General features: G+C 66.0%; 22 protein-coding genes. 8 read left to right on the top strand and 14 right to left on the bottom strand.

The window, feature by feature from the left end; translation table 11 throughout:
• Positions 1–28 precede the first annotated feature (28 nt).
• Complete coding sequence (locus IEV87_RS13010; protein ID WP_188478092.1) at positions 29–1,018, top strand: hypothetical protein; 990 nt, start codon at positions 29–31, stop codon at positions 1,016–1,018.
• Positions 1,019–1,370: 352 nt separating this feature from the next.
• On the opposite strand, the gene arfB is transcribed toward IEV87_RS13010, so the two are convergent.
• The 6 genes from arfB to IEV87_RS12980 form a co-directional block, all read right to left on the bottom strand.
• Positions 1,371–1,784: an alternative ribosome rescue aminoacyl-tRNA hydrolase ArfB gene (gene arfB, locus IEV87_RS13005; RefSeq protein WP_188478091.1), complete on the bottom strand. Its 414-nt coding sequence runs from the start codon at positions 1,782–1,784 to the stop codon at positions 1,371–1,373.
• A gap of 287 nt (positions 1,785–2,071) precedes the next feature.
• Entirely contained in the window at positions 2,072–2,692 is a 621-nt protein-coding gene (locus IEV87_RS13000) for a queuosine precursor transporter (RefSeq protein WP_188478090.1), read from the bottom strand.
• 66 nt (positions 2,693–2,758) lie between these two features.
• Positions 2,759–3,646: an esterase-like activity of phytase family protein gene (locus tag IEV87_RS12995; RefSeq protein ID WP_188478089.1), complete on the bottom strand. Its 888-nt coding sequence runs from the start codon at positions 3,644–3,646 to the stop codon at positions 2,759–2,761.
• Positions 3,619–4,533: a penicillin-insensitive murein endopeptidase gene (gene mepA / locus IEV87_RS12990; protein ID WP_188478088.1), complete on the bottom strand. Its 915-nt coding sequence runs from the start codon at positions 4,531–4,533 to the stop codon at positions 3,619–3,621. Before mepA ends, IEV87_RS12995 begins: the two co-directional genes overlap by 28 nt.
• Positions 4,506–5,858 carry an MFS transporter gene (locus IEV87_RS12985; RefSeq protein WP_188478087.1) on the bottom strand — a complete coding sequence of 451 codons (1,353 nt, stop codon included), beginning with the start codon at positions 5,856–5,858 and terminating at the stop codon, positions 4,506–4,508. Before IEV87_RS12985 ends, mepA begins: the two co-directional genes overlap by 28 nt.
• A gap of 84 nt (positions 5,859–5,942) precedes the next feature.
• A complete protein-coding gene (locus IEV87_RS12980) occupies positions 5,943–6,479 on the bottom strand; it encodes an acyl-CoA thioesterase (RefSeq protein ID WP_188478086.1) in 537 nt (178 codons plus the stop codon).
• A gap of 140 nt (positions 6,480–6,619) precedes the next feature.
• Here IEV87_RS12980 and IEV87_RS12975 point away from each other — a divergent pair, with 140 nt between their 5' ends.
• The 3 genes from IEV87_RS12975 (at position 6,620) to yaaA (ending at position 9,916) form a co-directional block, all read left to right on the top strand.
• Positions 6,620–6,907 (top strand): YggT family protein, encoded by a 288-nt coding sequence (locus IEV87_RS12975; RefSeq protein WP_188478085.1) that lies wholly within the window; start codon positions 6,620–6,622, stop codon positions 6,905–6,907.
• Positions 6,908–7,096: 189 nt separating this feature from the next.
• Positions 7,097–9,139 (top strand): DNA helicase RecQ, encoded by a 2,043-nt coding sequence (recQ, locus tag IEV87_RS12970; protein ID WP_188478084.1) that lies wholly within the window; start codon positions 7,097–7,099, stop codon positions 9,137–9,139.
• A 9-nt stretch (positions 9,140–9,148) separates the two neighbouring features.
• Complete coding sequence (yaaA, locus tag IEV87_RS12965) at positions 9,149–9,916, top strand: peroxide stress protein YaaA (RefSeq protein ID WP_188478083.1); 768 nt, start codon at positions 9,149–9,151, stop codon at positions 9,914–9,916.
• 61 nt (positions 9,917–9,977) lie between these two features.
• Here yaaA and rnr read toward each other — a convergent pair whose 3' ends face one another.
• On the bottom strand, positions 9,978–12,245 hold the full coding sequence (rnr, locus tag IEV87_RS12960) for a ribonuclease R (protein WP_188478082.1): 2,268 nt from the start codon (positions 12,243–12,245) through the stop codon (positions 9,978–9,980).
• Between the two features lie 317 nt (positions 12,246–12,562).
• On the opposite strand from rnr, the gene IEV87_RS12955 reads away from it, so the two are divergent.
• Positions 12,563–13,324: a sulfite exporter TauE/SafE family protein gene (locus IEV87_RS12955; protein WP_188478081.1), complete on the top strand. Its 762-nt coding sequence runs from the start codon at positions 12,563–12,565 to the stop codon at positions 13,322–13,324.
• Here IEV87_RS12955 and IEV87_RS12950 read toward each other — a convergent pair.
• Both IEV87_RS12950 and dapE read right to left on the bottom strand, forming a co-directional pair.
• Positions 13,301–13,888: a TIGR04282 family arsenosugar biosynthesis glycosyltransferase gene (locus tag IEV87_RS12950; protein ID WP_188478080.1), complete on the bottom strand. Its 588-nt coding sequence runs from the start codon at positions 13,886–13,888 to the stop codon at positions 13,301–13,303. The two genes, IEV87_RS12955 and IEV87_RS12950, sit on opposite strands and share 24 nt — an antisense overlap.
• Positions 13,888–15,030 carry a succinyl-diaminopimelate desuccinylase gene (gene dapE / locus IEV87_RS12945; protein WP_188478079.1) on the bottom strand — a complete coding sequence of 381 codons (1,143 nt, stop codon included), beginning with the start codon at positions 15,028–15,030 and terminating at the stop codon, positions 13,888–13,890. Before dapE ends, IEV87_RS12950 begins: the two co-directional genes overlap by 1 nt.
• Before the next feature lie 301 nt (positions 15,031–15,331).
• On the opposite strand from dapE, the gene IEV87_RS12940 reads away from it, so the two are divergent.
• Positions 15,332–16,429: a Hint domain-containing protein gene (locus IEV87_RS12940; protein ID WP_188478078.1), complete on the top strand. Its 1,098-nt coding sequence runs from the start codon at positions 15,332–15,334 to the stop codon at positions 16,427–16,429.
• Here IEV87_RS12940 and IEV87_RS12935 read toward each other — a convergent pair.
• Positions 16,414–16,761 carry a hypothetical protein gene (locus IEV87_RS12935; RefSeq protein WP_188478077.1) on the bottom strand — a complete coding sequence of 116 codons (348 nt, stop codon included), beginning with the start codon at positions 16,759–16,761 and terminating at the stop codon, positions 16,414–16,416. The two genes, IEV87_RS12940 and IEV87_RS12935, sit on opposite strands and share 16 nt — an antisense overlap.
• A 147-nt stretch (positions 16,762–16,908) precedes the next feature.
• Between IEV87_RS12935 and IEV87_RS12930 the strand changes: the two genes are divergently transcribed.
• Positions 16,909–17,304: a rhodanese-like domain-containing protein gene (locus IEV87_RS12930; RefSeq protein ID WP_188478076.1), complete on the top strand. Its 396-nt coding sequence runs from the start codon at positions 16,909–16,911 to the stop codon at positions 17,302–17,304.
• Between the two features lie 15 nt (positions 17,305–17,319).
• On the opposite strand, the gene IEV87_RS12925 is transcribed toward IEV87_RS12930, so the two are convergent.
• Positions 17,320–17,574 (bottom strand): GlsB/YeaQ/YmgE family stress response membrane protein, encoded by a 255-nt coding sequence (locus tag IEV87_RS12925; protein ID WP_188478075.1) that lies wholly within the window; start codon positions 17,572–17,574, stop codon positions 17,320–17,322.
• A 193-nt stretch (positions 17,575–17,767) separates the two neighbouring features.
• Here IEV87_RS12925 and IEV87_RS12920 point away from each other — a divergent pair, with 193 nt between their 5' ends.
• Positions 17,768–19,204, top strand: a complete 1,437-nt coding sequence (locus IEV87_RS12920) for an alanine/glycine:cation symporter family protein (protein ID WP_188478074.1) — start codon at positions 17,768–17,770, stop codon at positions 19,202–19,204.
• A 69-nt stretch (positions 19,205–19,273) separates the two neighbouring features.
• On the opposite strand, the gene IEV87_RS12915 is transcribed toward IEV87_RS12920, so the two are convergent.
• The 3 genes from IEV87_RS12915 to IEV87_RS12905 form a co-directional block, all read right to left on the bottom strand.
• Entirely contained in the window at positions 19,274–19,897 is a 624-nt protein-coding gene (locus tag IEV87_RS12915) for a trimeric intracellular cation channel family protein (protein WP_188478073.1), read from the bottom strand.
• 12 nt (positions 19,898–19,909) lie between these two features.
• A complete protein-coding gene (dapD, locus tag IEV87_RS12910; RefSeq protein WP_188478072.1) occupies positions 19,910–20,737 on the bottom strand; it encodes a 2,3,4,5-tetrahydropyridine-2,6-dicarboxylate N-succinyltransferase in 828 nt (275 codons plus the stop codon).
• Positions 20,738–20,807: 70 nt separating this feature from the next.
• A complete protein-coding gene (locus IEV87_RS12905; RefSeq protein ID WP_188478071.1) occupies positions 20,808–21,740 on the bottom strand; it encodes a serine/threonine dehydratase in 933 nt (310 codons plus the stop codon).
• Positions 21,741–21,808 lie beyond the last annotated feature (68 nt).

Below are 21,808 nucleotides of genomic sequence, written 5' to 3'. Positions count from 1 at the left end.
GATAGCTTTTTTGAGAGAGGTGCGTTGAATGATTGCTGGTGGAAAGAAGATGTTGTCTCGTTTTCCGAGGCGTTTCTGGGTATTTGGTGGTTTGTGCTGTTTATCACTCGCTTTGGCTTTCGGCTCTCTCTACGTTTCTGTGAATTTGAATAGAACGCTGGTGGTTACTCCAATTACTGATGAGACACAGCTAGCTCTATTGGCAGTTAAGCAGGAGATTTACGGAAAGTTCATTGGTATTTTTGCCACAGTTCTTACGATACTTGCAGCTGTAGCTGGGATCGCTGGAGTGGGTTTGTACGAGATACTTAGAAGAAAAGTTGATGAAGATTACAAGCTTATTTTATCTTCAAAGCTGAGGTTTTCCAAGGCGCATTTCTTGGCTTTCTCCTACAACGAAGACTCATTTGGTCAATGGAGGATATATGAGCCAACTGTTCAGAAGTGTTTGGATAGGCTAAATGCTCCTCTTGAGTCGAGCACTCAAAAATCGGAGATTTTCGCGGCCTTATCTTCTGTGGATTTGGCAATTCAACTGGTGAATAGGGCGCTTATCTTTGTTAGGGAGCTTGATGGTAAGGATTTGTCAGACTTTAAGAGTGATTTCGAAACATTGCACCCTTACTTAAATCTCTTGAACGGGCAAATTTATGCGCAAACGTCACGGGCTATTTTGCTTGGAGAGTGCCCTAGCTCAATGCTTATTGGGCAACTGAACAGTATAGTGGACGAGTTGCTGGAAATTGGCTTGGGAGAGTTTATGGCTTCAAAGGAGTACAGTTGGTGGGAGGCTGCGGAAACGTGCGGTTTCTTTTATGTGCATGTTGGTCGTTTGTCTGGTGATGCCGCGATGCAGGCAAAAGGAATAGACATCATATCCTCGTTGGCAACAAAAAAGCGGCTCAAGGTTTACCTTAAGCCGCTTCCGTCCGAGGTCTCAAAAGTCGTACATGACGAGTACGTCTCTAGAGGTTATGTCAGCTTGGCGCCAAGCGTTACGGGCGACCAGGCTTCATAAACTTGGTTGGGAATTTCTTCAGCAAGACAGGCCTCCTTAGTAGCGTCCCGTTGTCGGGCTGTTATATGGCAACTAGATCTCTAACCTCAAGCTAGATGTCGCCATCGTGAAGGCATAAGTACTACCCTCACTTCAAGTAGGCCTTTTAAGCCTCGGTAAGTCAACGAAAATCGCAGCGTTTGGTTCCAAATTACTTAACGATGCGTACGATGAACCACGACAAGTACCATGGACCACTGTTAGCATACGGAAAACAATGGCTTGTAAGTTTTCCTACAGTCTCCGGTAAGATACTGAGAGCCTGTGTATCGGTGCCTCAAAGTACCTGATTCGCCAATATCTTGAGACAATCCTACCTCTCCCACCCCCGCCCCTCCTTCACCTCGCTCCGCGCCTTCTTCGCCTCCACCCGCTTCCGCTTCTGGTTGGCCGAGACCTTTGTCGGGATCCGCCGCTTCGGCGCGACCAGCGCCTTCCGCACCAACTCCGCCAGCCGCTCCCGCGCGATCTCCCGGTTGCGGGCCTGGGAGCGTTCCTCCGACACCTGCAACACCACCGCGCCGTCCTTGGTCCAGCGCCGCCCGGCGAGCCGCCGCAGCCTCCGCTTCACGGGCTCCGGCAGGGACGGAGACCGCTCCGCCTCGAACCGCAGCTCGACGGCGGAGGAGACCTTGTTCACGTTCTGACCGCCGGGGCCGGAGGCGCGGACGAACTGCTCCGTGATCTCCCAGTCCTCGATCGATATCTGATCTGTGATGCGCAGCATGAAAAATGACCAAATGACCCAAATCGTCAATCCGGTCATTTTTGACCGGTCGGGAAAGATAGCAAAAGGGCTATCCGATCGGTTCGGATAGCCCCCTCGAGTTCAGGAGGTGCGCCGGTTAGGCGTGCACCAATCTGGTCAATGTCACCCCAAGGGCTGCCTCAGGATTTCCCCTTCCAGACTGTTCCGACACCTCTCTCCAAAGCCTCAATAGACACTAGAGCACCTCCTTTCATCTGTTTCCGATAATCAAAGGGTGCCACAGATTTCGTGTGTGTCAAAACATTTCACGCAAGGTCTGGTGAAAGTTTTCTGACAATTGCACGGAAAGGCAGCAGAGCCACGATGGCGAGGGCCAGCTTGACCAGCCAGTCCGCCACGGCAAGCGACACCCAGAGCGGCGCCACAGGCCCGACGCCGAGCAGCGGCAGCGACTCGTTCGCCCAGCTCACGTCATTGCCCGGCTCCAGGAAAACAAGGGCTCCGGAGAAGGCGACGGTGAAGAAGATCGCCGTATCCAGCGCCGATCCGACGAGGGTCGAAGCCAGCGGCGCCCGCCACCACGACCCCGCGCGGAGGCGGTCGAAAATGGCGACGTCCATCAGCTGCGCGGTCAGGAAGGCGAGGCCGGATCCGACCGCGATGCGCAGGGTCACCAGCGGGCCGAATTCGCCCATGATCTGCGTGCCGATCAGCGAACAGGCGACGCCGACGACGAAACCGGCCAGCACGACGCGGCGGGCGCTGGCGACGCCGTAGACGCGGTTCATGACGTCGGTGACGAGGAAGGCGATCGGATAGGTGAAGGCGCCCCAGGTCAGCCACTGGCCGAACAGGAACTGGACGAGGATGTTGGAGGCCACAACGACGGCGGCCATGGCGAGAACGCCGGGAAGAATGCGGGTCATGTTTACGGTCCGTTTTTTAGACAAGGTCGCGGAGACTTGTGCGCCCCCATGGCGCGGGTTGGGCAGCTACAGGCCCCGGCCTGAGTTGTCCAGCACAATCTCCACCAGACCGCCTGGCAGGATCGACAGGAAGTTGTCGTCGGCCACCATGGTCATGCGCGTCTGCCCCTCTTCGTCCGTCCAGACCGACAGCCCTTCGAGATTGCCCCAGGATATGGGCGGCGCCCAGACGACGGTGCCCTCGACCGTCCCGCCTTCGGACAGGTCGATCCGGCGGATGCGGGAGCGGAAGCCAAGCGTGCGGACCTCCCGCTCCAGCAGGTAGAGCGCGCCGTCCGGTCCGAAATCCGCGCCCGTCGGCCGGAAGTCCCCGCTGCGGACCAGCGCGGCGACCTCGCGCCAGCGTCCGCGCTCCAGCCGCAGGATCGGGGTGGGGTCACCGTCCGGCGATTCCTCCTGAACGGTGACGAGCCGGCGCTGGTCGTCCACCGCAAGCGCCTCGAACCCCGCGTTCGAGCCCAGCCCCGGCACCTTGGGCAGCGGCGGATGCAGCAGGCCCTTGTCGCCGGAATCGTAGGCCAGCACGCGGTTCATCCCCTCGAATGACACGTGCAGGCGACCGGACGGCTCCATCGCCAGCCCCTCGGCATCGCCGCGTCCCTTGCCGCGATCCAGCGCCTTGCCGTTCTTGTCGCGCAGCGGCATCAGTTCGGTCACGACCGCGCCTGTCAGACGCCCGCCGCTGCGGGTGATCGTTCCGCGCACGACGTAACCGGCATCGCTGATCGCAACGAAGCCGGCCCCGCCGTCAGTGACCTCGATCCCCGAAAGACCGCCGATCCGGCCGACCTTGCTGTCGATGGCCGTGCTCGTCGCCCCGAAGCCGGGGGTCACGACGAACGAGCAGGCGGCCAGCGCCCAGAGGATCAGCGCGACTGCAGGACGGAGACGCATTGTCCGGGCAGGTCGGCCATGGTCAGGTCGCGGCGCGGTTTCGGCTTGGGGGCATTCGGGTTCGGCGGTGGCGGGTTCAGGATGTTGTTGACCCACTGCTGCGCATCCGCGCAGCCGTCGCCCGGCGGCGGCGGGGTCTGGTCGACACAGCCCTTCGCCCCCTTGGGGCAGTTCAGACGCACGTGGAAATGGTAGTGGTGCCCGTACCAGGGCCGGATCTTGCGCAGCCAGCTCCGGTCGCCTTTCTCGTCGTTGCACATCTGCACCTTCGCCCCGGCGAAGACGAAGATCCGCGCGACACGCGGGTCGGAGGCGGCGGCTTTCAGCACCTCGTGATGCTGCCGCGTCCAGTCGGAATTCACGTAGGCCCCCCCGGCCCGCTGCATGGAGATCGAGGACAGGCTCTCCCGCTCCGCCCGGCTGAGGTTCAGGCGCTTCGGCGGCAGCATCCAGATGTCCGCGTCCAGACCAAGCTGGTGCGAGGCATGGCCCGAGGTCATCGGCCCGCCGCGCGGCTGCGCGATATCCCCGATATACAGCCCCGCCCAACCCGGCTGCGCCGCGGCCTTGCGGCTGAGATCATGCAGGTAGGAAATCATCTCCGGCTGGCCCCAGTTCCGGTTCCGCGACAGCCGCATCGCCTGCCAGGTCGGCCCGGACTCCGCCAGTTGCACGGCCCCGTCCTGACAGCCCTTGGAATAGCCGCCATAGGCCTGCGGACGGTTCTGCGACCCGGCGGCGGCGGCCCCGAAGAACTGCTTGGCGGCCTTGCCCTGCATCGACGCCGGGATTTCCTGTTTCGAGGACACCTGCGTCTGTTCCGGCGTGCTCCGCCCTCCGCAGGCGGCAAGCAGGATCGTCAGGACGAGGGCGGGGATTCTGACCATTGGGACGGTTCTCCTTCGGGCTTGACCCATGCTAGCAGGATCAGCCCGATGAGAAAGAGGAAGATCAGGGGGGACACGCCGATTTGCTGCGACCCGCTGATGGTGGTGACGATCCCGATCAGCGTCGGGGCGAGGAAGGAGGTCGCCTTTCCCGCCAGCGCGTAAAGCCCGAACGCCTCGGCCATGCGTGCCGGATTGGCCTGGCGCACCATCATCGTCCGGCTGGCGGACTGGATCACGCCGCCCGCCGCACCGATCAGTGCGCCGAAGACGAAGAAGGTGATGTCGGGCAGCATCGAGGTTTCCGCCACCGGGATGCCGTAGACCGACGTGCGCGACACGAAGACGATCGACCCGGCGACGAAGGTCAGCACGAGGATGCAGACCGTGATGACCGGCTTCGGCCCGAACCGTTCGTCGAGCCGCCCGCCGATCACCGCGAAGACCGCGCCCGCGATGATGGCCACGATGCCGAACACCCCGATGAAAACCACCGACCAGCCCAGAACGCCCGAGGCATAGATGCCGCCAAAGAAATACATCCCGTTCAGCGCGTCCCGGTAGAACATCGAGGACCCGAGATAGGCGAAGAGCGACGGCGTCTTCGGAAGGTTAACAATGGTCCCCCTCAGGCCTTTCAGCGCCGCCCGCGCCGCCCCTTTCGGCGGCTTCACCGGCTTGGGGTCGCGCACATAAAGGAAGAACGGGATCATGAACACCGCGTACCAGATCGCCGTCAGCGGCCCGACAAAGCGCGTGCCCTCCCGCGCCTCGGGGTCCAGCCCGAAGATCGGAGGGATGCCGATCAGCGTCCGCCCCGTCGTGGCGTTTTCGGCGAAAAGCACCAGCATCAGCACCAGCGTCACCAGCCCGCCCGCATAGCCGAAGGCCCAGCCATTGCCGGAAATGCGCCCAATCTCCTCTTTCGTGCCGAGGTCGGGCAGCATGGAGTTGGTGAAGATCGTCGCGAACTCCATCCCGATCATGCCGATGCCGAACCAGAACAGCGTGGCATAAAGGTTGAAGTCCCCCGGCGCCGCGTACCACAGCATCCAGGCCCCCGCGACGTAAAGCACCGAGAAGCCCCAGATCCACCGCATCCGGTTGCCCGACACGTCGGAGATCGCGCCGAGCACGGGGGCGAGCACGGCGATCAGGAACCCCGCCAGCCCGATCCCGAACCCCCAGGCCGCCTGCGCCTGTGCGCCGTCGCCGATCAGTTCCTTGACGTAGGGGGCGAAGATGAAGGTGATGAGCAGCGTGTTGTAGGGCTGGCTGGCCCAGTCGAAAAAGAACCAGCCCCAGATCCGTTTGCGCAGCGTCATCTTTGTCCCCCGTTTCCGGCGATATGACGCGGAAAGGCGGCGCGGGGCAACAAAATCATTTGTAACGGCGGTCTTAGCCGGGTGTCAGACCTTTTCCGGCGGCCAGGGGCGGCTGTCGTCGGCGGCAAACAGCGCCGCGACCCAGTCGGGCAGGTGACGCGGTTCGGCGGTGCGGCCCAGTTCGGCCACCACATCCGCCGTCGGCACCATCTTGCGGTTGCCGACCAGCGCGGTGCGGAAGATGCCGTGGTTCGCGCAGGTGCCGTCCTTGGTCCACATCGACTGTTCGATATACATGAACCGTTCGTCCCAGCCGAGCAGCCGCGACTGCATCTCGATCCGCTCGAGGTTGGTCAGACGCCGCCGGTAGCGCACGATGCTGCCCGCCACCGTCAGCCCCCATTTCCGCTTGCGCAGCACCTTGAACAGGCCCGACCGCATGGCAAAGGGGATCCGTCCGAGATCGAAGATCGACAGTGTCCGCCCGTTGTTCAGTTCGGACATGAAGTCGAGGTCCCAGGGCCAGATCCGGTGATGGCTGACATGCACGTCCCACATCCCGAGCGGCGGGGCGTTGCGGAACTTGATGATCTCTTTGGTCAGGCGCAGGAACGGATACATGGGCCACCTCCTGCGGCGCACTCTCTCCGCGTTGACGCGAAGGTCAACTTCGAACCCTGCGTCACCTCATTTGCCACGCCGCACTTGCACAAATCGGCACCGGCCCATAGGTAGGCACAGCCCGCAACAGGAGACCATGGATGCAGTCGCTCTTTCAGATCCTCATGCTGATCCTCGACATCGTGTGGTTCTTCGTGATCGCCCATGTGATCATGAGCTGGCTGATCTCATTCCAGGTCCTGAACGTGCGCCAGCAACTCGTGGGGCAGATCTGGTATGGTCTGAACCGGCTGATGGAGCCGATCTACGGCCCGATCCGCCGCATCCTGCCGCCCATGGGCGGGCTCGACCTCGCGCCTCTGGTCGTGCTGATCGGGCTCTACGCGCTGCGCATCATCCTCGCCAACAACGCCGCCGCCTTCTACTGACTCCCGCCCGGCGTCAGCGGAGTGCCGTGAGTATCTTCGGCAAGATGAAGCCGGAGACCGCGCGTGGCAGGGAAACTGGCCACAAGATGCCGTCTTCGGCTTGAACCCGACCCCCATATTTTGGTTTACTGGACCTTAACGGACCGTGAGTCCGAATAAGAGCAGTCACACCGGATCATTAGGGGGCACATGGCCGAGTCCACGGAGTTGTTGCGCGACGTCTTCGGCTTTGACGCCTTCCGGCCCGGCCAGGAAGAGATCGTCGACGCCGTGGCGGCAGGCCGCGACGTGCTGGCGATCATGCCGACCGGCGGGGGCAAGTCACTGTGTTTCCAGCTGCCCGCCCTGATGCGCGGCGGCGTGACGGTTGTTATCTCTCCTCTCATCGCGCTGATGCGGGACCAGGTGCGGGCACTCCGCGCTGCCGGGGTGGAGGCCGGGGCGCTGACCTCCGCCAACACGGAGGAGGAGACGGAAGCGGTCTGGTCCGCCCTGACCGATGGCCGGCTCAAGCTGCTCTACCTCGCGCCGGAACGGCTCGCCTCCGTCGGGACGCAGGACATGCTGCGGCGGATGGACGTGTCCCTGATCGCCGTGGACGAAGCCCATTGCGTCAGCCAGTGGGGCCACGACTTCCGCCCGGACTACCTGCGGATCGGCGACCTGCGCGCCGCGCTCGACGTTCCCGTCGCCGCCTTTACCGCCACCGCCGACGCCGAAACGCGGGAAGAGATCGTCGCCCGCCTGTTCCCGCATCACCCGCCCGAGCAGTTCCTGCGCGGGTTCGACCGCCCCAACATCCACCTCGCCTTTGCCGCCAAGGATCAGCCGCGCCGCCAGATCCTCGCCTTCGCCGCCGCGCGCAAGGGACAGTCCGGAATCGTCTACTGCGGCACCCGCGCCAAGACGGAAAGCCTGTCGCGCGCCCTGAACGAGGCCGGTCATGCCGCGATACACTATCACGGCGGCATGGACCCCGACGCCCGCCGCATCGCCGAGACCCGGTTCCAGCAGGAGGACGGGCTGATCGTCGCCGCCACCGTCGCCTTCGGCATGGGCGTCGACAAGCCGGATATCAGATGGGTCGCCCATGCCGACCTGCCCAAGTCCATCGAGGCTTATTATCAGGAGATCGGCCGCGCCGGCCGCGACGGCGCCCCGGCCGAGACGCTGACGCTCTTCGGCCCCGACGACATCCGCCTGCGCCGGTCGCAGATCGACGAGGGCCTCGCCCCGCCGGAACGCCGCATGGCCGACCACGGACGGCTCAACGCCCTGCTTGGGCTGGCAGAGGCGCTGGACTGCCGCCGCGCGACCCTGCTGCGCTACTTCGGCGAGACCGAAATCACCTGTGGCAAATGCGATCTCTGCGACCGCCCGGCCGAGGTCTTCGACGGCACCGAAGCCGTGCGCAAGGCGCTCTCCGCCGTGCTGCGGACCGAGGAATGGTTCGGCGCCGGCCATCTGATCGACATCCTGACCGGCAATGCCACCGACAAGGTGCAGGCGCGCGGGCATGATCAGTTGCCGACCTTCGGCGTGGGCCGCGACCTCACGCGCAACGAATGGCAGGCCGTCTTCCGTCAGATGATGGGCCACGACCTGATCCGCCCAAATCCCGACCGCCACGGCGCGCTGACCATGACCGAGGCCGCCCGCCCGATCCTGCGCGGAGAGGACACGATCCGCCTGCGCCGCGACACCATCGCCGCCGCGAAGGACCGCCGCGCCCCCGCGAGGACGCTGGTGAACGAGGAGGACGAACCGCTGCTTTCCGCCCTCAAGGCCAAGCGCCGCGAACTGGCGGAACAGCAGGGCGTGCCCGCCTATATCGTCTTCACCGACCGCACCCTGATCGAAATGGCCGAACAGCGCCCCGCAACGCTCGACGCCATGGCGCGCATCGCCGGGGTCGGGGCCAAGAAGCTCGACACCTATGGCGCGACATTCCTGTCGGTCATCACCGGCGTGGAGGAGGAGATGCATCCCAAGCGCATGAAGCTGGCGGGCCGTGAGGGCGGGGCGCTCTACGACCGGCTGATGGACCTGCAGCGCGACCTGCATCACGGAGAGGACGGGACGGAAAAGCCTCTCTCCTGCTCGGCCTCCATCATCGCGAAACTGGTCGAGATGAAGCCGCGCGATCCGGCGACGCTGGAACGCATTCTCGGCGACCGCCGCACCGAACGCTTCGGCGCCGCCTTTCTGGACGCCATTGCCGAGGCCGGATAGACCACCGACATGCTGACCGTGATTTCCCCCGCCAAGCGGCTCGACTGGGCCGAGCGCCCGAACGCGATGACCACGCCGGATTTCCTGGCCGAGGCGAACAGCCTCGCCCGGACGATGCGCGCGCGTACCTTGACCGAACTCAGGGGGCTGATGGATCTCTCCGACGACCTCGCCCGGCTGAACCGCGACCGCTTCCGCGCCTATGAGGACGCGCCTGCCGATGACCTCCTCCGCCCTGCCGCGCTGGCTTTTGCGGGGGACACCTACATGGGGCTCGACGCCGCATCGCTCGACGACGACGACTTGGCCTTTGCACAGGATCACCTGCGCATCCTCTCCGGCCTCTACGGCGTGTTGCGCCCGCTCGACGGTATCCAGCCCTACCGGCTCGAGATGGGGTCGCGGCTGAAGACCCGCCGGGGCGGCAACCTTTATGACTACTGGGGCGACGCCCCCGCGAAGGCGTTGAAACAGCAGGCCGAAACGCTCGGCACCGACACCTTGGTGAACTGCGCCAGTCAGGAATACTTCGGCGCCGTGAATACGAAGAAACTCGGCCTCCGCGTCATCACCCCGGTGTTCCTCGAAGAGAAGAACGGCACCGCCAGGACCATCTCCTTCTTCGCAAAGAAAGCCCGGGGCGCGATGGCGCGCTTCCTGACGACCAACCGTGTCACCACGCCTGACGGCATCCCCGACTTCGACCTCGGCGGCTATGCCTACGACAGGGACGCCTCCACCCCCGACGCACCGGTCTTTTCCCGTCCCGCCGGATAACCCGTTCACCTTGCTGAAAATATTCCGGGGGAGGCCCTTCAGGGCCGGGGGCAGCGACCCCTCAGCGCCGCCGCTTCAGCTTGCGCTTGATCTTGTCGTCCTTGCGCTTGGCGTGCACCAGCTTCCGCTTCGGCCCGCCCTTGCCGCCCCGCCCGCGCCGGAAACCGTCCACCGGGCCGTGTGACATCGTCTCGCCATCCAGAGACAGCAGCTCAAGCATCAGCCCGCCCGTGACCGGCGCGGCCTCGGCCAGCTTGACGGTCACCCGCTGTCCCGGCTGGATCACCCGGCCAGAGTTCGAGCCCATGAGCGTCGCCGCCTCCCGGTCGAAATGGAAATATTCATCGCCGAGCGACCGGATCGGGATCAGCCCGTCCGCCCCGGTCTCGTCCAGCCGCACGAAAGCCCCGAACCGCGCGACGCCGCTGATCCGGCCGGTGAACTCCGACCCGACCCGTTCCGACAGGTAGGCGGCGAGGTAGCGGTCGGTGGTGTCCCGTTCCGCCGTCATCGACCGCCGCTCGGTCTCCGAAATATGGGCGCCGACGGACTCCAGTTCCGAAATTTGCTCGCCGTCCAGCCCCTCCGGACCCCATCCATGCGCGGCGATCAGCGAGCGGTGCACGACAAGATCGGAATACCGCCGGATCGGCGAGGTGAAATGCGCGTAGTTCGCCAGCGCCAGCCCGAAATGCCCGAAATTCTGCGGCGCGTAATAGGCCTGCGTCATCGACCGCAGCGTCGACATGTTGATGAGTTCCGCGTGATCCGTCCCGGCGGCGGCGTTCAGCAGCTGGTTCAGGTGCGCGGTGCGGATCACCTGACCCTTGGCGAGGTTGAACCCGGCGGACTGCGCGGTGTCGCGCAGGCTCTCCAGCTTCTCGACCGGCGGCTCCTCGTGCACCCGGAAGAGGAGGGGGGATTTCTTCGCGATCAGCGTCTCGGCAGCGGCGACGTTGGCCAGCACCATGAACTCCTCGATCAGCTTGTGCGCGTCGAGCCGGTCGCGGAACTTCACCGACAGGACCTCGCCTTCGTCCGACAGCTCGATCTTCCGTTCAGGCAGGTCGAGGTCGAGCGGCTGGCGCCTTTCGCGCGCCTCCTTCAGCGCGGCGTAGGCGGCGTAGAGCGGGCGGATCACCTCCTCCATCAGCGCCCCGGCCCGGTCCGAGGGCGCGCCGTCCATCGCCGCCTGGACCTCTTCGTAATGCAGCGACGCGACGGACCGCATCAGTCCGCGATGGAACGTGTGCCCCAGCTTCTCGCCATGTGCATCCAGCCGCATCCGCACGGCGATGACCGGGCGTGGGACGCCTTCATGCAGGGAACACAGGTCGCCGGAAAGCCGGTCCGGCAGCATCGGCACGACCCGGTCGGGAAAATAGGTCGAATTCCCCCGCTTGCGGGCCTCCCGGTCCAGCGCCGAGCCGGGGCGGACATAATGCGCGACGTCCGCAATCGCGACCCAGAGCACATGGCCACCCTCGTTCTTCGGGTCGTCATCGGCATGGGCATAGCAGGCGTCGTCATGGTCGCGCGCGTCCGAGGGGTCGATGGTCACGAAGGGCATGTCCCGCAGATCCTCGCGCCCCGACAGGCCCGCCGGTTTCGCGCGATCCGCCTCCTCGACCGCCGCGTCGGGAAAATCGTCGGGGATTCCGTGTTGATGGATGGCGATCAGGGACACCGCCTTCGGGGCGGACGGATCGCCTAGCCGCGTCACCACCCGCGCCTTGGGCAGGCCCATGCGGGCCTTGGGTCCGACCTGTTCGGCCTCCACCAGTTCGCCGTCCTTCGCGCCATGGGTCGCGCCCGCGGGCACCATCCATTCCAGGTCTGATCCCTTGTCGATCGGCACCACGCGGCCACCTTCGGACCCGGCGCGGAACACCCCGAGGATACGCTTCGGGTTCGCCCCGATCCGCCGGATCAGCCGCCCCTCGTAATCAGGACCGTGCCCGATCAGCGTCAGCCGTGCGAGGATCCGGTCCCCGGCCCCGAGCGCCGGGTCCGAGGCGCGGGCGATCAGATGCACCACCGGCTCCTCTCCCTCGCCCTGCCATTCCAGCGGGCGGGCGGTCAGGTCGCCGTTGCTGTCGGGGCCCCGCACCTCAAGCACGGAGACGGGGGGCAGGCGGTCGGGATCGCGGTAGGTCTTCTTGCGCTTTTCGAGATGACCCTCCTCCTCAAGCTCCCGCAGCACCCGTTTCAGGTCGATCCGGGCCGCGCCCTTGATGCCGAAGGCCTTGGCGATGTCGCGCTTGGCCGAGAGGCCGGGATTGTCTGAGATCCATTGCAGGATCTCGTCCTTGGAGGGGATCTGGCTCATGCCTTTCCGCGTATCACGCGGCGCGGGTGGCGTCACATGGAAATGCGGGACCGGACCCGTCCCCACACCACGTCATCCTCCGGCTTGACCGGAGGATCTCGCGGGTCGGGGAGATCCTCCGGTCAAGCCGGAGGATGACGGCTATAGAGGGGGTAGGGTGACGGCAAAAGGGGAGTATGACGCCGGCAGGGGGCAGACACCGGCCGCTAGCGTATCTCTCACCGTGCCGTCCTGCACCGTCCCCCGCACCCCCGCACCTGCACTTGACCCGGCCCGCCGGGCGGAGTGACATCCGCCCGACCAACCGGACCGCCCGCATGACCGACCTTCTGACTCCCGCCGCCATCGCCGCCGCGCTTGCCGCCGTGTCCCTGATCGCCTTCGCCAAGGGCGCCTTCGGCGGCGGCATCGCCATGATCGGCATTCCGCTGATGTCGCTTGCCATGGACCCGCTGACCGCCGGGGCCGTGCTCGCCCCGCTGTTCCTCGTCATGGATGCCGTGGCGCTTCGCTACTGGAGCCCGAAGACTTGGTCCCGCGCCGATGTCCCCTGGCTGATCCCCGGCACGCTGATCGGCACGGCACTGGCGGCCTGGCTGCTCATGGGACTGGACGAAAGGGCGGTGGCGGTGCTCATGGGGGTGCTCGGCCTCGGCTTCGCGCTGTTCTGGCTGTCCGGCGGCGTGTCGGCGCAGGGCTGGCCCGCGCGGCCCGGACTGGCGCTGACGGCAGGCGCGGCTTCGGGCGCGACCTCCATGATTGCCCATGCCGGAGGTCCGCCGGTCGCCGTCTACCTCCTTGGTCGCGGCCTGCCGAAAGAGCAGTACGCGGGCACGACCTCCATCGTCTTCACCTTCGGCAATATCGCCAAGGTGGTGCCATGGCTGCTGATCACGCCGCCGGACAGGGGGATGCTGGTGCTCATGGCGCTCTGCGTTCCCACGATCCCGCTGGCGATCTGGGCGGGCTGGCGGCTGCACGCCCGGCTGGATCAGAAAAAGCTCTACGCGGTGTGCTACGCGATCCTCGTCGTCGCCTCGGTCAAGCTGCTGTGGTCAGGGGTCGGCGGGTATCTTTAGGTCCCCGGGTTCGTCCACGTCCGACAGCGTGTCGGTGACGGCGACGCGCAGAGAGGGGATCGAGGCAAGCGTGTCGGCCATCGCGTGTCCGGTGGACCACCTGACCCCGTCGAACATTCCAGCAGGCGGCGCGCGGCGGATCCCGATCGCCCAGTAGCCGCCGTCCGGAGCAGGGCCGATGACCGCCTCGTGGGACGCGAGGGCGCGGAAGGCGCGGGCGATGTGGGCGCGGTTTACACCAGGAATGTCAGAGCCGATGATGAGGGTCGGACTGCCGCTCGGGTCGCCGCGCCGGGAAAATATCCGCCCCATCCTCGCGCCAAGATCGCCGCCACCCTGCGCCACCCGCGGCAGGTCGCCCGGCCACACCGCGCTGCGCAGCGCCCGGTCCGGCGACACCGCCAGCCAGACCTCCCACCTGGGATCGCGGACCCGCCGAAGCAGCCGCGCCACCTGATGCCGCATCCACCATGCCGCCGCAACGGTCCCGATCCCGCGCGCCAGCCGGGTCTTCACGCGGCCGGGGCGCGGCTCCTTGACCATCACCACGAGGCGCTGGCGCATCAGGCGAAATAGTCCCTCAGGATCCGCGTGTAGACCGCCTTGAGCGCGCGGATGTCCTCTACCGGAACCCTCTCGTCCACCGCATGCATGGTCTTGCCGACCAGTCCGAATTCCACCACCGGGCAGTGATCCTTCACGAAGCGCGCATCCGAGGTCCCGCCGGATGTCGACATCTCGGGCGTCACCCCCGTCTCCGCCTTGACGGCCTTGGCCACCATCGCGGACAGAGGCCCCGGCGGCGTCAGGAAGCTTTCGCCCGAGACCTTCACCCGCATCGCCACCTTCACCCCGAATTCCTCCGCCACGCGATCCGCTTCGGACTGAAGCCAGTCGGTCAGGCTCGCCCCGGTATGCGCGTCCGTAAAGCGGATGTTCACCGCCCCCCGGCAGGCGGCAGGGATCACGTTGGTCGCCGTGTTGCCGGTGTCCATCGTCACCACGGCAAGGGTCGAGGCGTCGAAATGGTCTGTTCCCTTGTCCAGTTCATGGCTCGCCAGCCGGTCCATTAACCGCGCCAGCGCGGGCAGGGGGTTCTTCGCCCGGTGCGGATAGGCGGCATGGCCCTGCACTCCGGTCACGTCGAACCACGCGGACATGGAACCGCGCCGCCCGATCTTCATCATGTCGCCCATGATCTCTGGGCAGGTCGGCTCGCCAACCAGACAGTCGGTCATCGCCTCCCCGTTCTCCTTCATCCAGTCGAGCAGCGCGACGGTTCCGTCGGTCGCGTCGCCTTCCTCGTCCCCGGTGATGGCAAGGATGACCGCCCCGTCCGGCGGAGTCTCGGTCACGAAATCCGCCGCGGCCGCGGCAAAGGCCGCCACGCCCGACTTCATGTCCGTCGCCCCGCGCCCCCAGAGCATCCCGTCCTTTTCCACAGCACCGAAGGGCGGCACGGTCCACGCGGACTCGTCCCCGACCGGGACGACATCCGTATGCCCGTTGAACCCGAAGCTGCGGTTTGCCCCCCGGTTGCCCCATCTCGCGAACAGGTTGGAGGTGCCGTTGCGGTCGACCCGCGTGCAGGTGAACCCGGCGGCGGACAGCAGGCCTTCCAGCAGGACAAGCGCCCCGCCCTCGGCAGGCGTGACAGAGGGGCAGCGGATCAGGTCGGCGGTCAGGGCTACGGGGTCGGTGGTCACGGGCGTCTCTCCTAAGGCAGGGCTGCCCTTGGCTAGCCCGCCGCGCGGGAAAGCGCAAACGCCGGGCAGCTCTCTGCCGGTTCACGGCTGACTCAAACCCGATCTTGACCCCACGCTGCCGGCTGGCCACGATTCCCGAAGGCACAGGCTGGCGCAGACCGGTCCGGTGCCTGCCCCCGACGGGAAAACCCGCGGCGGGCCAATGGGTAGAAGATCGGAAGATAACGTGACGGACCGACGTATGCAGATGCAGCGCGGCCAGAGGCTTTGCCTGCCCCGCTGCCGGGCCGGGGGCTGAGGCTTGGGCTGGTTCGCCGTGTCCCCCCTGCGCCCCGTCCGCACCCGCCCGCCGACGGAGGCGGATATCGGCGAAGCCCTCGCCCGCGCCGCGCATCTGTCGCCCGTCCTGACGACCGGTACCCTGATGACGGAGCTTTACGCCGCGCTCCCCGACCGGGAGACGGTGCTTCTGCGGATCGAGGCCCCCGGTTTCGACATGTCGGTCCGGCACCTGCCGGGTGCGACCATCCTGCTGACGCTCGACACAGCCGAGGGCGCGCGCGAGGCCCGCGTCGACATCGCCCGCCTGTCCCGGACGCCAATCCTGCGCATCTCCGTGACCTGGGACGCTGCCACCGCACTCGCACGGCTCTGGGTCGAGGCGCCGGATATCGATGCCTCCCCCCTCTGGTGCGACATTCCCGGCCCCTTCCGCCCGCCGCGCGACGCGCTCTGCCTCGCCGCGCTCTCTCCGGTCGCCGGACACTGGGGGGAGGAGGTGAACCACCTCGCCGTCTCCAACCGCCTGCACGCGGTCGGCCCCCGGCCTGCGCTGGCGGCAAACGCGCTGATCGAAACGCCGCAGGGTCTGGTGCGCACCGACCGGATCCGGCCCGGCGACATGGTGCTTGCCCGCAACGTCGAGGGCCGCCGCGTCCCGACGGAGGTCCGCGCCACCATCCGCGCCCGCCTGCCCGCACGCGGGGCCTTCCGCCCGGTGCTGTTGCACGCGCCCTATTTCGGACTGACGGCGGATACCTTCGTGGCCGCGAACAAGAAGGTGGTGATCGACGGCAGCGACGTCGAATACCTTTATGCCCGCGAAAGGGTGCTGGTCCCGGCAAGGCACCTCGTGTCCACCACCACAGGGCATTTCGTCGATTCCGCCGATACCGCGATCTGGCATCAGCTGCTTCTGCCGGAACAGGAACAGCTGACCGTCGCCGGATGCGAGATGGAGAGCCTGCACGTCGGCTCTCTCCGACGCTCGCCCGAAGCGCATGCGGCCAGCCTGCTGTCGGCCATTCCGCGCCGCGCCCTGCCGCACCACGCGGCTTCCTCCTTCCCGGTGCTCAGGGACTACGAGGCGGCGGCGCTGCTGGCTCAGATGTCGCGCTGATCGCCGAAGAAGGGGGTGACCTGCGCGACGATGACGGCATTCTCTTCCAGAGCCCGGTCCATCAACTCGCGCTCCTCGTCCGGGATGTCGTGCCCCTCGGCCAGCCGTTCTTCGATGGTGCCGTAACCGGTCACGTCCAGCGGAGCCATCTCCGCCTGCTTGAGGATCGCCACCGTTTCGCGCACCGCCTCTGCTTCGTCCACGCCGCTGGCATAGCACATCAGCGCCGCCCCGGTGCTGCCCTCGGGCAGGCCGTCGCCCTTCGCGCGCCCGACCTCGACCAGCAGGGTAAAGACCTGCTGCCGGCGCGGTTCCTTCCTGTCCTTGCTCATGGCGGTTCCCCTCGATTGTCCGGCTCTCGCTCTCAGATCGCGTCGGCCGAGTAAAGAGCGGAGTAAAGGGGGGCGTGCAGACGACCCCCCTTGCCCATGACCGCCGCGAGGGCCATTCTCGCCACCAACCAGCACGAGGAGAGCGACATGAAACGCATCAAGGACATGGTGGCCGAGGCCAACGCGGTCGTCACCCACGCCCCGGCAGAGGAGATGAAGGCCCTGCACGGCCAGGATGGCGTGACCTTCGTAGACCTGCGCGATCCGAGGGAGCTTGAGCGTGACGGAATGATCCCCGGCGCCTTCCACTGCCCGCGCGGCATGCTGGAATTCTGGATAGATCCGGAAAGCCCCTACGCCAAGCCGCAGTTCCAGACCGGCAACCGTTTTGTGTTTTACTGCGCATCGGGCTGGCGGTCGGCCCTGTCGGCGCGTACCGCGCAGGAGATGGGACTGGAAAACGTCAGTCACATCACCGACGGCTTCGGTGGCTGGAAAAAGGCGGGCGCCCCCGTGGGAGAGAAGCCCGCCAGGAAAGATTAAATCCGGCCTCGATCCTCAGGTCCGGCGTATCGCCCGGTAGCCCCAGATCAGCAGGCAGGCACCAATCACGCCGATGATCAGCTGGCCGATCCAGCCGCCAAGCGTGCCGACGCCCAGAACGGCGACGAGGATGAAGTTCAGCACCAGCGCGCCGACGATCCCGAGCACGATGTTCGTCAGCAGCCCGTGATCGGCCTTCATGATCTTTTCCGCGATCCATCCCGCGAGCGCGCCGACGATGATCGCGGCAATCCATCCAAGTCCTTGCATCTTCAGTCTCCGATTGTGTCCATTCGTCGGAAAACGATGCGCAACCGCTCCGGGTTCCGACAGGAGAACGGTCGGGTCGCATAAACCGTTGCCAGACCGGGAATTCCGGGACTAGCGTAAAGGTTGTCGCCCATGGCCTTCCGACCAGTGGACGGCGAACCGGAAAACCGGAGCCTCGAAAAGGAACAGGGACATGGGATTTCTCGACGTCATCTTCAATGCGATCAATGACCTGACATGGGGATGGGCGCTGATCCCGTTCCTTGTGGTCCTTGGCGTCTTTTTCACGATTGCCAGCGGCTTCGTGCAGATCCGCTTCTTCAAACGCATGTTCCGGGTGCTGAAAGGCGACCCCGATGCGGATCCGAACAAGATCAGCGCCCGCGCCGCGCTGTTCGTGTCGGTCGGCGGACGGGTCGGCGGCGGCAACATCGCGGGGGTGGCCGTGGCGATCACGGCGGGCGGTCCGGGCGCGGTCTTCTGGATGTGGGCCATCGCGCTGGTCGGCATGTGTTCCGCGCTGATCGAGGCGACGCTTGCCCAGCTCTACAAGCGCACCACGCCCGAGGGCGACTATCGCGGCGGACCGGCCCGGTCGATCATCCACGGGCTCGGCGCGAATTACCGCTGGCTGGCGGTGGTCTACGCAGTCTGCCTGATCGCCTCCTTCTCGATCGGGTTCAACGCCTTCCAGGGCAACACCGTGGCGGGGGCGGCGCTTGATTCGCTGGCCATACCGCGGCTCTGGACCGGGATCGTGCTGGCCCTGCTGACCGGCTTCATCGTCTTCGGCGGGATCCACCGCATCGCCAAGGCCGCCGACATCGTCGTGCCGGTCATGGCGATCGGCTACCTCGCCATGGCGCTGCTGATCATCCTGATCAACATCGTCAGCCTGCCCGGCGTCATCATCGACATCGTCGCCAACGCCTTCGGCTTCCGCGAAGCGGTTGCGGGCGGCATGGGCGCGGCCATCGCGCAGGGCCTGCGCCGCGGTCTCTTCTCGAACGAGGCGGGGCTTGGGTCCGCCCCGAACGTCGCGGCAACGGCCTATGTCCGCCATCCGGTGAGCCAGGGTATCACGCAGAGCTTTTCGGTCTTCATCGACACGATCATCATCTGCTCCTGCACGGCCTTCATCATCCTGCTTGGCGATGTCTACCAGCCGGGCGCCGAAGGCATTGATGGCGTGGCGCTGACGCAGCAGAGCATGGTCGATCACGTCGGGGCCTGGGCGCAGTACTACCTGACGGCGGCGATCTTCCTCTTCTCCTTCTCGTCGATCATGTACAACTACTACCTCGGTGAAAACGCGCTGGCCTTCATGACCGACAATCCGATGGCGCTGAACGTGCTGAGGGTGGCGATCATGGGCATCGTCTTCCTTGGCGCCGTGGCACCGGGGGCGACCTTCGTCTTCTCCTTCTCCGACCCGATGATGGGCATCCTCGCAGTGGTGAACCTGCTGGCGCTGATGATGCTGTTCCCGGTGGCGCTGAGGATCATCAACGACTACCGCGCGCAGCTGTCGGCGGGAATCAAGCGGCCGGTCTTCGATCCTGCGAAGTTCCCGGACCTCGACACCGATCCGACCGCCTGGCCGGACGCGATGAAGAAACCGGCGGAGTGAAAGGTGTGGCCCGGCTGATGCCGGGCCATGCGCTCCGCGCGGGGAGTATTTCTGGCAAGATGAAACGGATCAGTCCCGGCGGCGCGGTGCCTTCGGGGCTTTCCAGTTCAGCCTGACGCTGAGGATGCGGATCGCCGCCGCCGCGAAGGCCCCGGCCATGGCGGCGGGTGTCGGGGCGAGGCCGGCCAGGTCGGCGATCACCACGATCGCGGCGCCGAGCAGGGCGGCGAGGGCATAGACCTCCTCCCGCAGCACGCGCGGGATCTCGGCGACGAGGATGTCGCGCACCGCACCGCCCCCGACCGCCGAGAGCACGCCAAGCACAACGGCGGGCAGCGGCTCAAGCCCGTAATCCAGCGCCTTGCGCGCGCCGGTGACGGCAAACAGCCCGAGACCGAGCGCGTCGAGAACCATCACCGGCTTGGTGAACCGTTCAATGCGGGGGTGGGCGATCATGGCGGCACCACCGGCGGCAAGGGCTGCCAGCAGATAGGAGGACGTGGCGAGCGCGGCGGGCGGCGTCGCGCCAAGCGCCATGTCGCGGATCAGCCCGCCCGAAAGCGCCGCCGCCACGGAGAGCACCGCGATCCCGAAGACGTCGAGATCACGCCGCACCGCCAGCATCGCACCGGACAGACCGAAGACGAAGGTACCGAGGAGATCGAGCCAGGAGACCAGCGTGTCCGGCGACATCCCCGTGCCGCCTCAGTCCCGCAGCAGTTCGTTGATGCCGGTCTTCGACCGTGTCTGCGCGTCTACCGTCTTCACGATCACCGCGCAGTAGAGGTTCACGCCGTTCTTCGACGGCATCGACCCCGAGACGACGACGGAATAGGGTGGCACTTCGCCGTACATGACCTCTCCGGTTTCGCGGTTCACGATCTTGGTCGACTGGCCGAGGAAGACACCCATGCCAAGCACGGACCCCTCGCGCACGATCACGCCCTCGACCACCTCGGACCGGGCGCCGATGAAGCAGTTATCCTCGATGATCGTCGGATTGGCCTGCATCGGTTCCAGCACGCCGCCGATCCCGACACCGCCCGACAGGTGCACGCCCTTGCCGATCTGCGCACAGGATCCGACGGTCGCCCAGGTGTCGACCATCGTGCCTTCGTCAACATAGGCGCCGAGGTTCACGAAGGAGGGCATGAGCACCACGTTCTTCGCGATATAGGCCGACTTGCGCACCACGCAGTTCGGCACGGCGCGGAAGCCCGCGGCCTTCCACTGGTTGTCGCCCCAGCCCGCGAACTTGCTGTCGACCTTGTCCCACCATCCGCCGCCCTGCGGGCCGCCGGACTGGGTTTCCATGTCCTTGATGCGGAAGCCGAGCAGTACCGCCTTCTTGGCCCACTGGTTCACGCTCCACTGTCCGTCCGCGCCGCGTTCGGCCACGCGCAGCGATCCGGAGTCGAGGGCGTTCAGCGTATCTTCGATCGCCTCGCGGGTTTCACCGGTGGTGGCGGGCGTGATCTTGTCGCGCGCGTCCCAGGCGGCTTCGATGGCGGATTCGAGCTGGGCGTTGGACATGGGCGGGACCCTCCTTGGTGTGGCGTGTGTCGCCGGGGCTTAGACACCATCCCGGCGCATCGTGCAATCGTCAGCCCGAAGTGCCGGCCGTCATCGGATCGGGCGCGACGTTCCCTCCGCAAAGCAGGACGGCCACCTTTTCGCCCGGCTGCGGCGCATAGGCCCCCGAGAGCAGCGCGGCGAGCGCCGCCGCGCCGCCGGGTTCCAGCATCTGCCGCAGCTCCTGCCAGGCCCAGAGCTGGGCTTGGGTGATTGCGTCATCCCTGACCAGCGTGACGGAGGTCCCGAGATCGCGCGCCAGGTCGAAGCAGATCTGCCCGACCCGTTTCGCGCCGAGAGAGTTGGCAGCGACTCCACTGACCTCCACATCCACCGGCTCCCCGGCGGACAGCGCCGAATGCAGACAGCAGGACAGCGCCGGTTCCACGGCGACGATCTTCCGCGTCCGCCCTGTCCAGGCGAGCGCGCCGCCGACCAGCCCGCCGCCGCCGACCCCGATCAGCACCGTGTCGGCGTCCAGCCCCTGCGCTTCCCACTCCCGCATCAGGGTGCCCTGACCGGCGACGGTGGCCTCCGCGTCATAGGCATGAATCTGGGCGGCCCCCGTCTCGGCCTCATGCGCCCGCGCCGCGGCCAGCGCATCCGCATAGGCGCCCGGCACCACATGCAGCGTCGCGCCGGTGCGTTCGATCAGGGCGATCTTGGATGGTCCGGCCATCTCCGGCACGAAGATATGCGCCGGGATGCCGAGCGACGCCGCCGCATGCGCCACTGCCGCCCCGTGGTTCCCGCCGGACGCCGCGACGACGCCCGCGTCGGGGATCGGCAGGGACAGGAGCGAGTTGAACGCGCCGCGCACCTTGAAACTGCCGGTATGCTGCATCTGTTCGAACTTGATCTGCACCTCGGCCCCGTCGATCGTCACCGATCCGGCCGGGGTCACCCGCGCGTGTCCGGAAATGCGGTCCGCCGCTGCGGCAATTGCGTCGCGCCACTGGGTCATTTTCTCACCATGTCTGGAGGTTATCGTCCCCGACCCTATAGTCGGGGGCGAAGCCCCACAAGGAGCCA

It is taken from the genome of Primorskyibacter flagellatus, from assembly GCF_014638275.1.
GTDB classification, from domain to species: Bacteria; Pseudomonadota; Alphaproteobacteria; order Rhodobacterales; family Rhodobacteraceae; genus Pseudooceanicola; species Pseudooceanicola flagellatus_A.
Note: the sequence above shows the minus strand (reverse complement) of the source record. Positions and strands in the feature narration are given on the sequence as shown.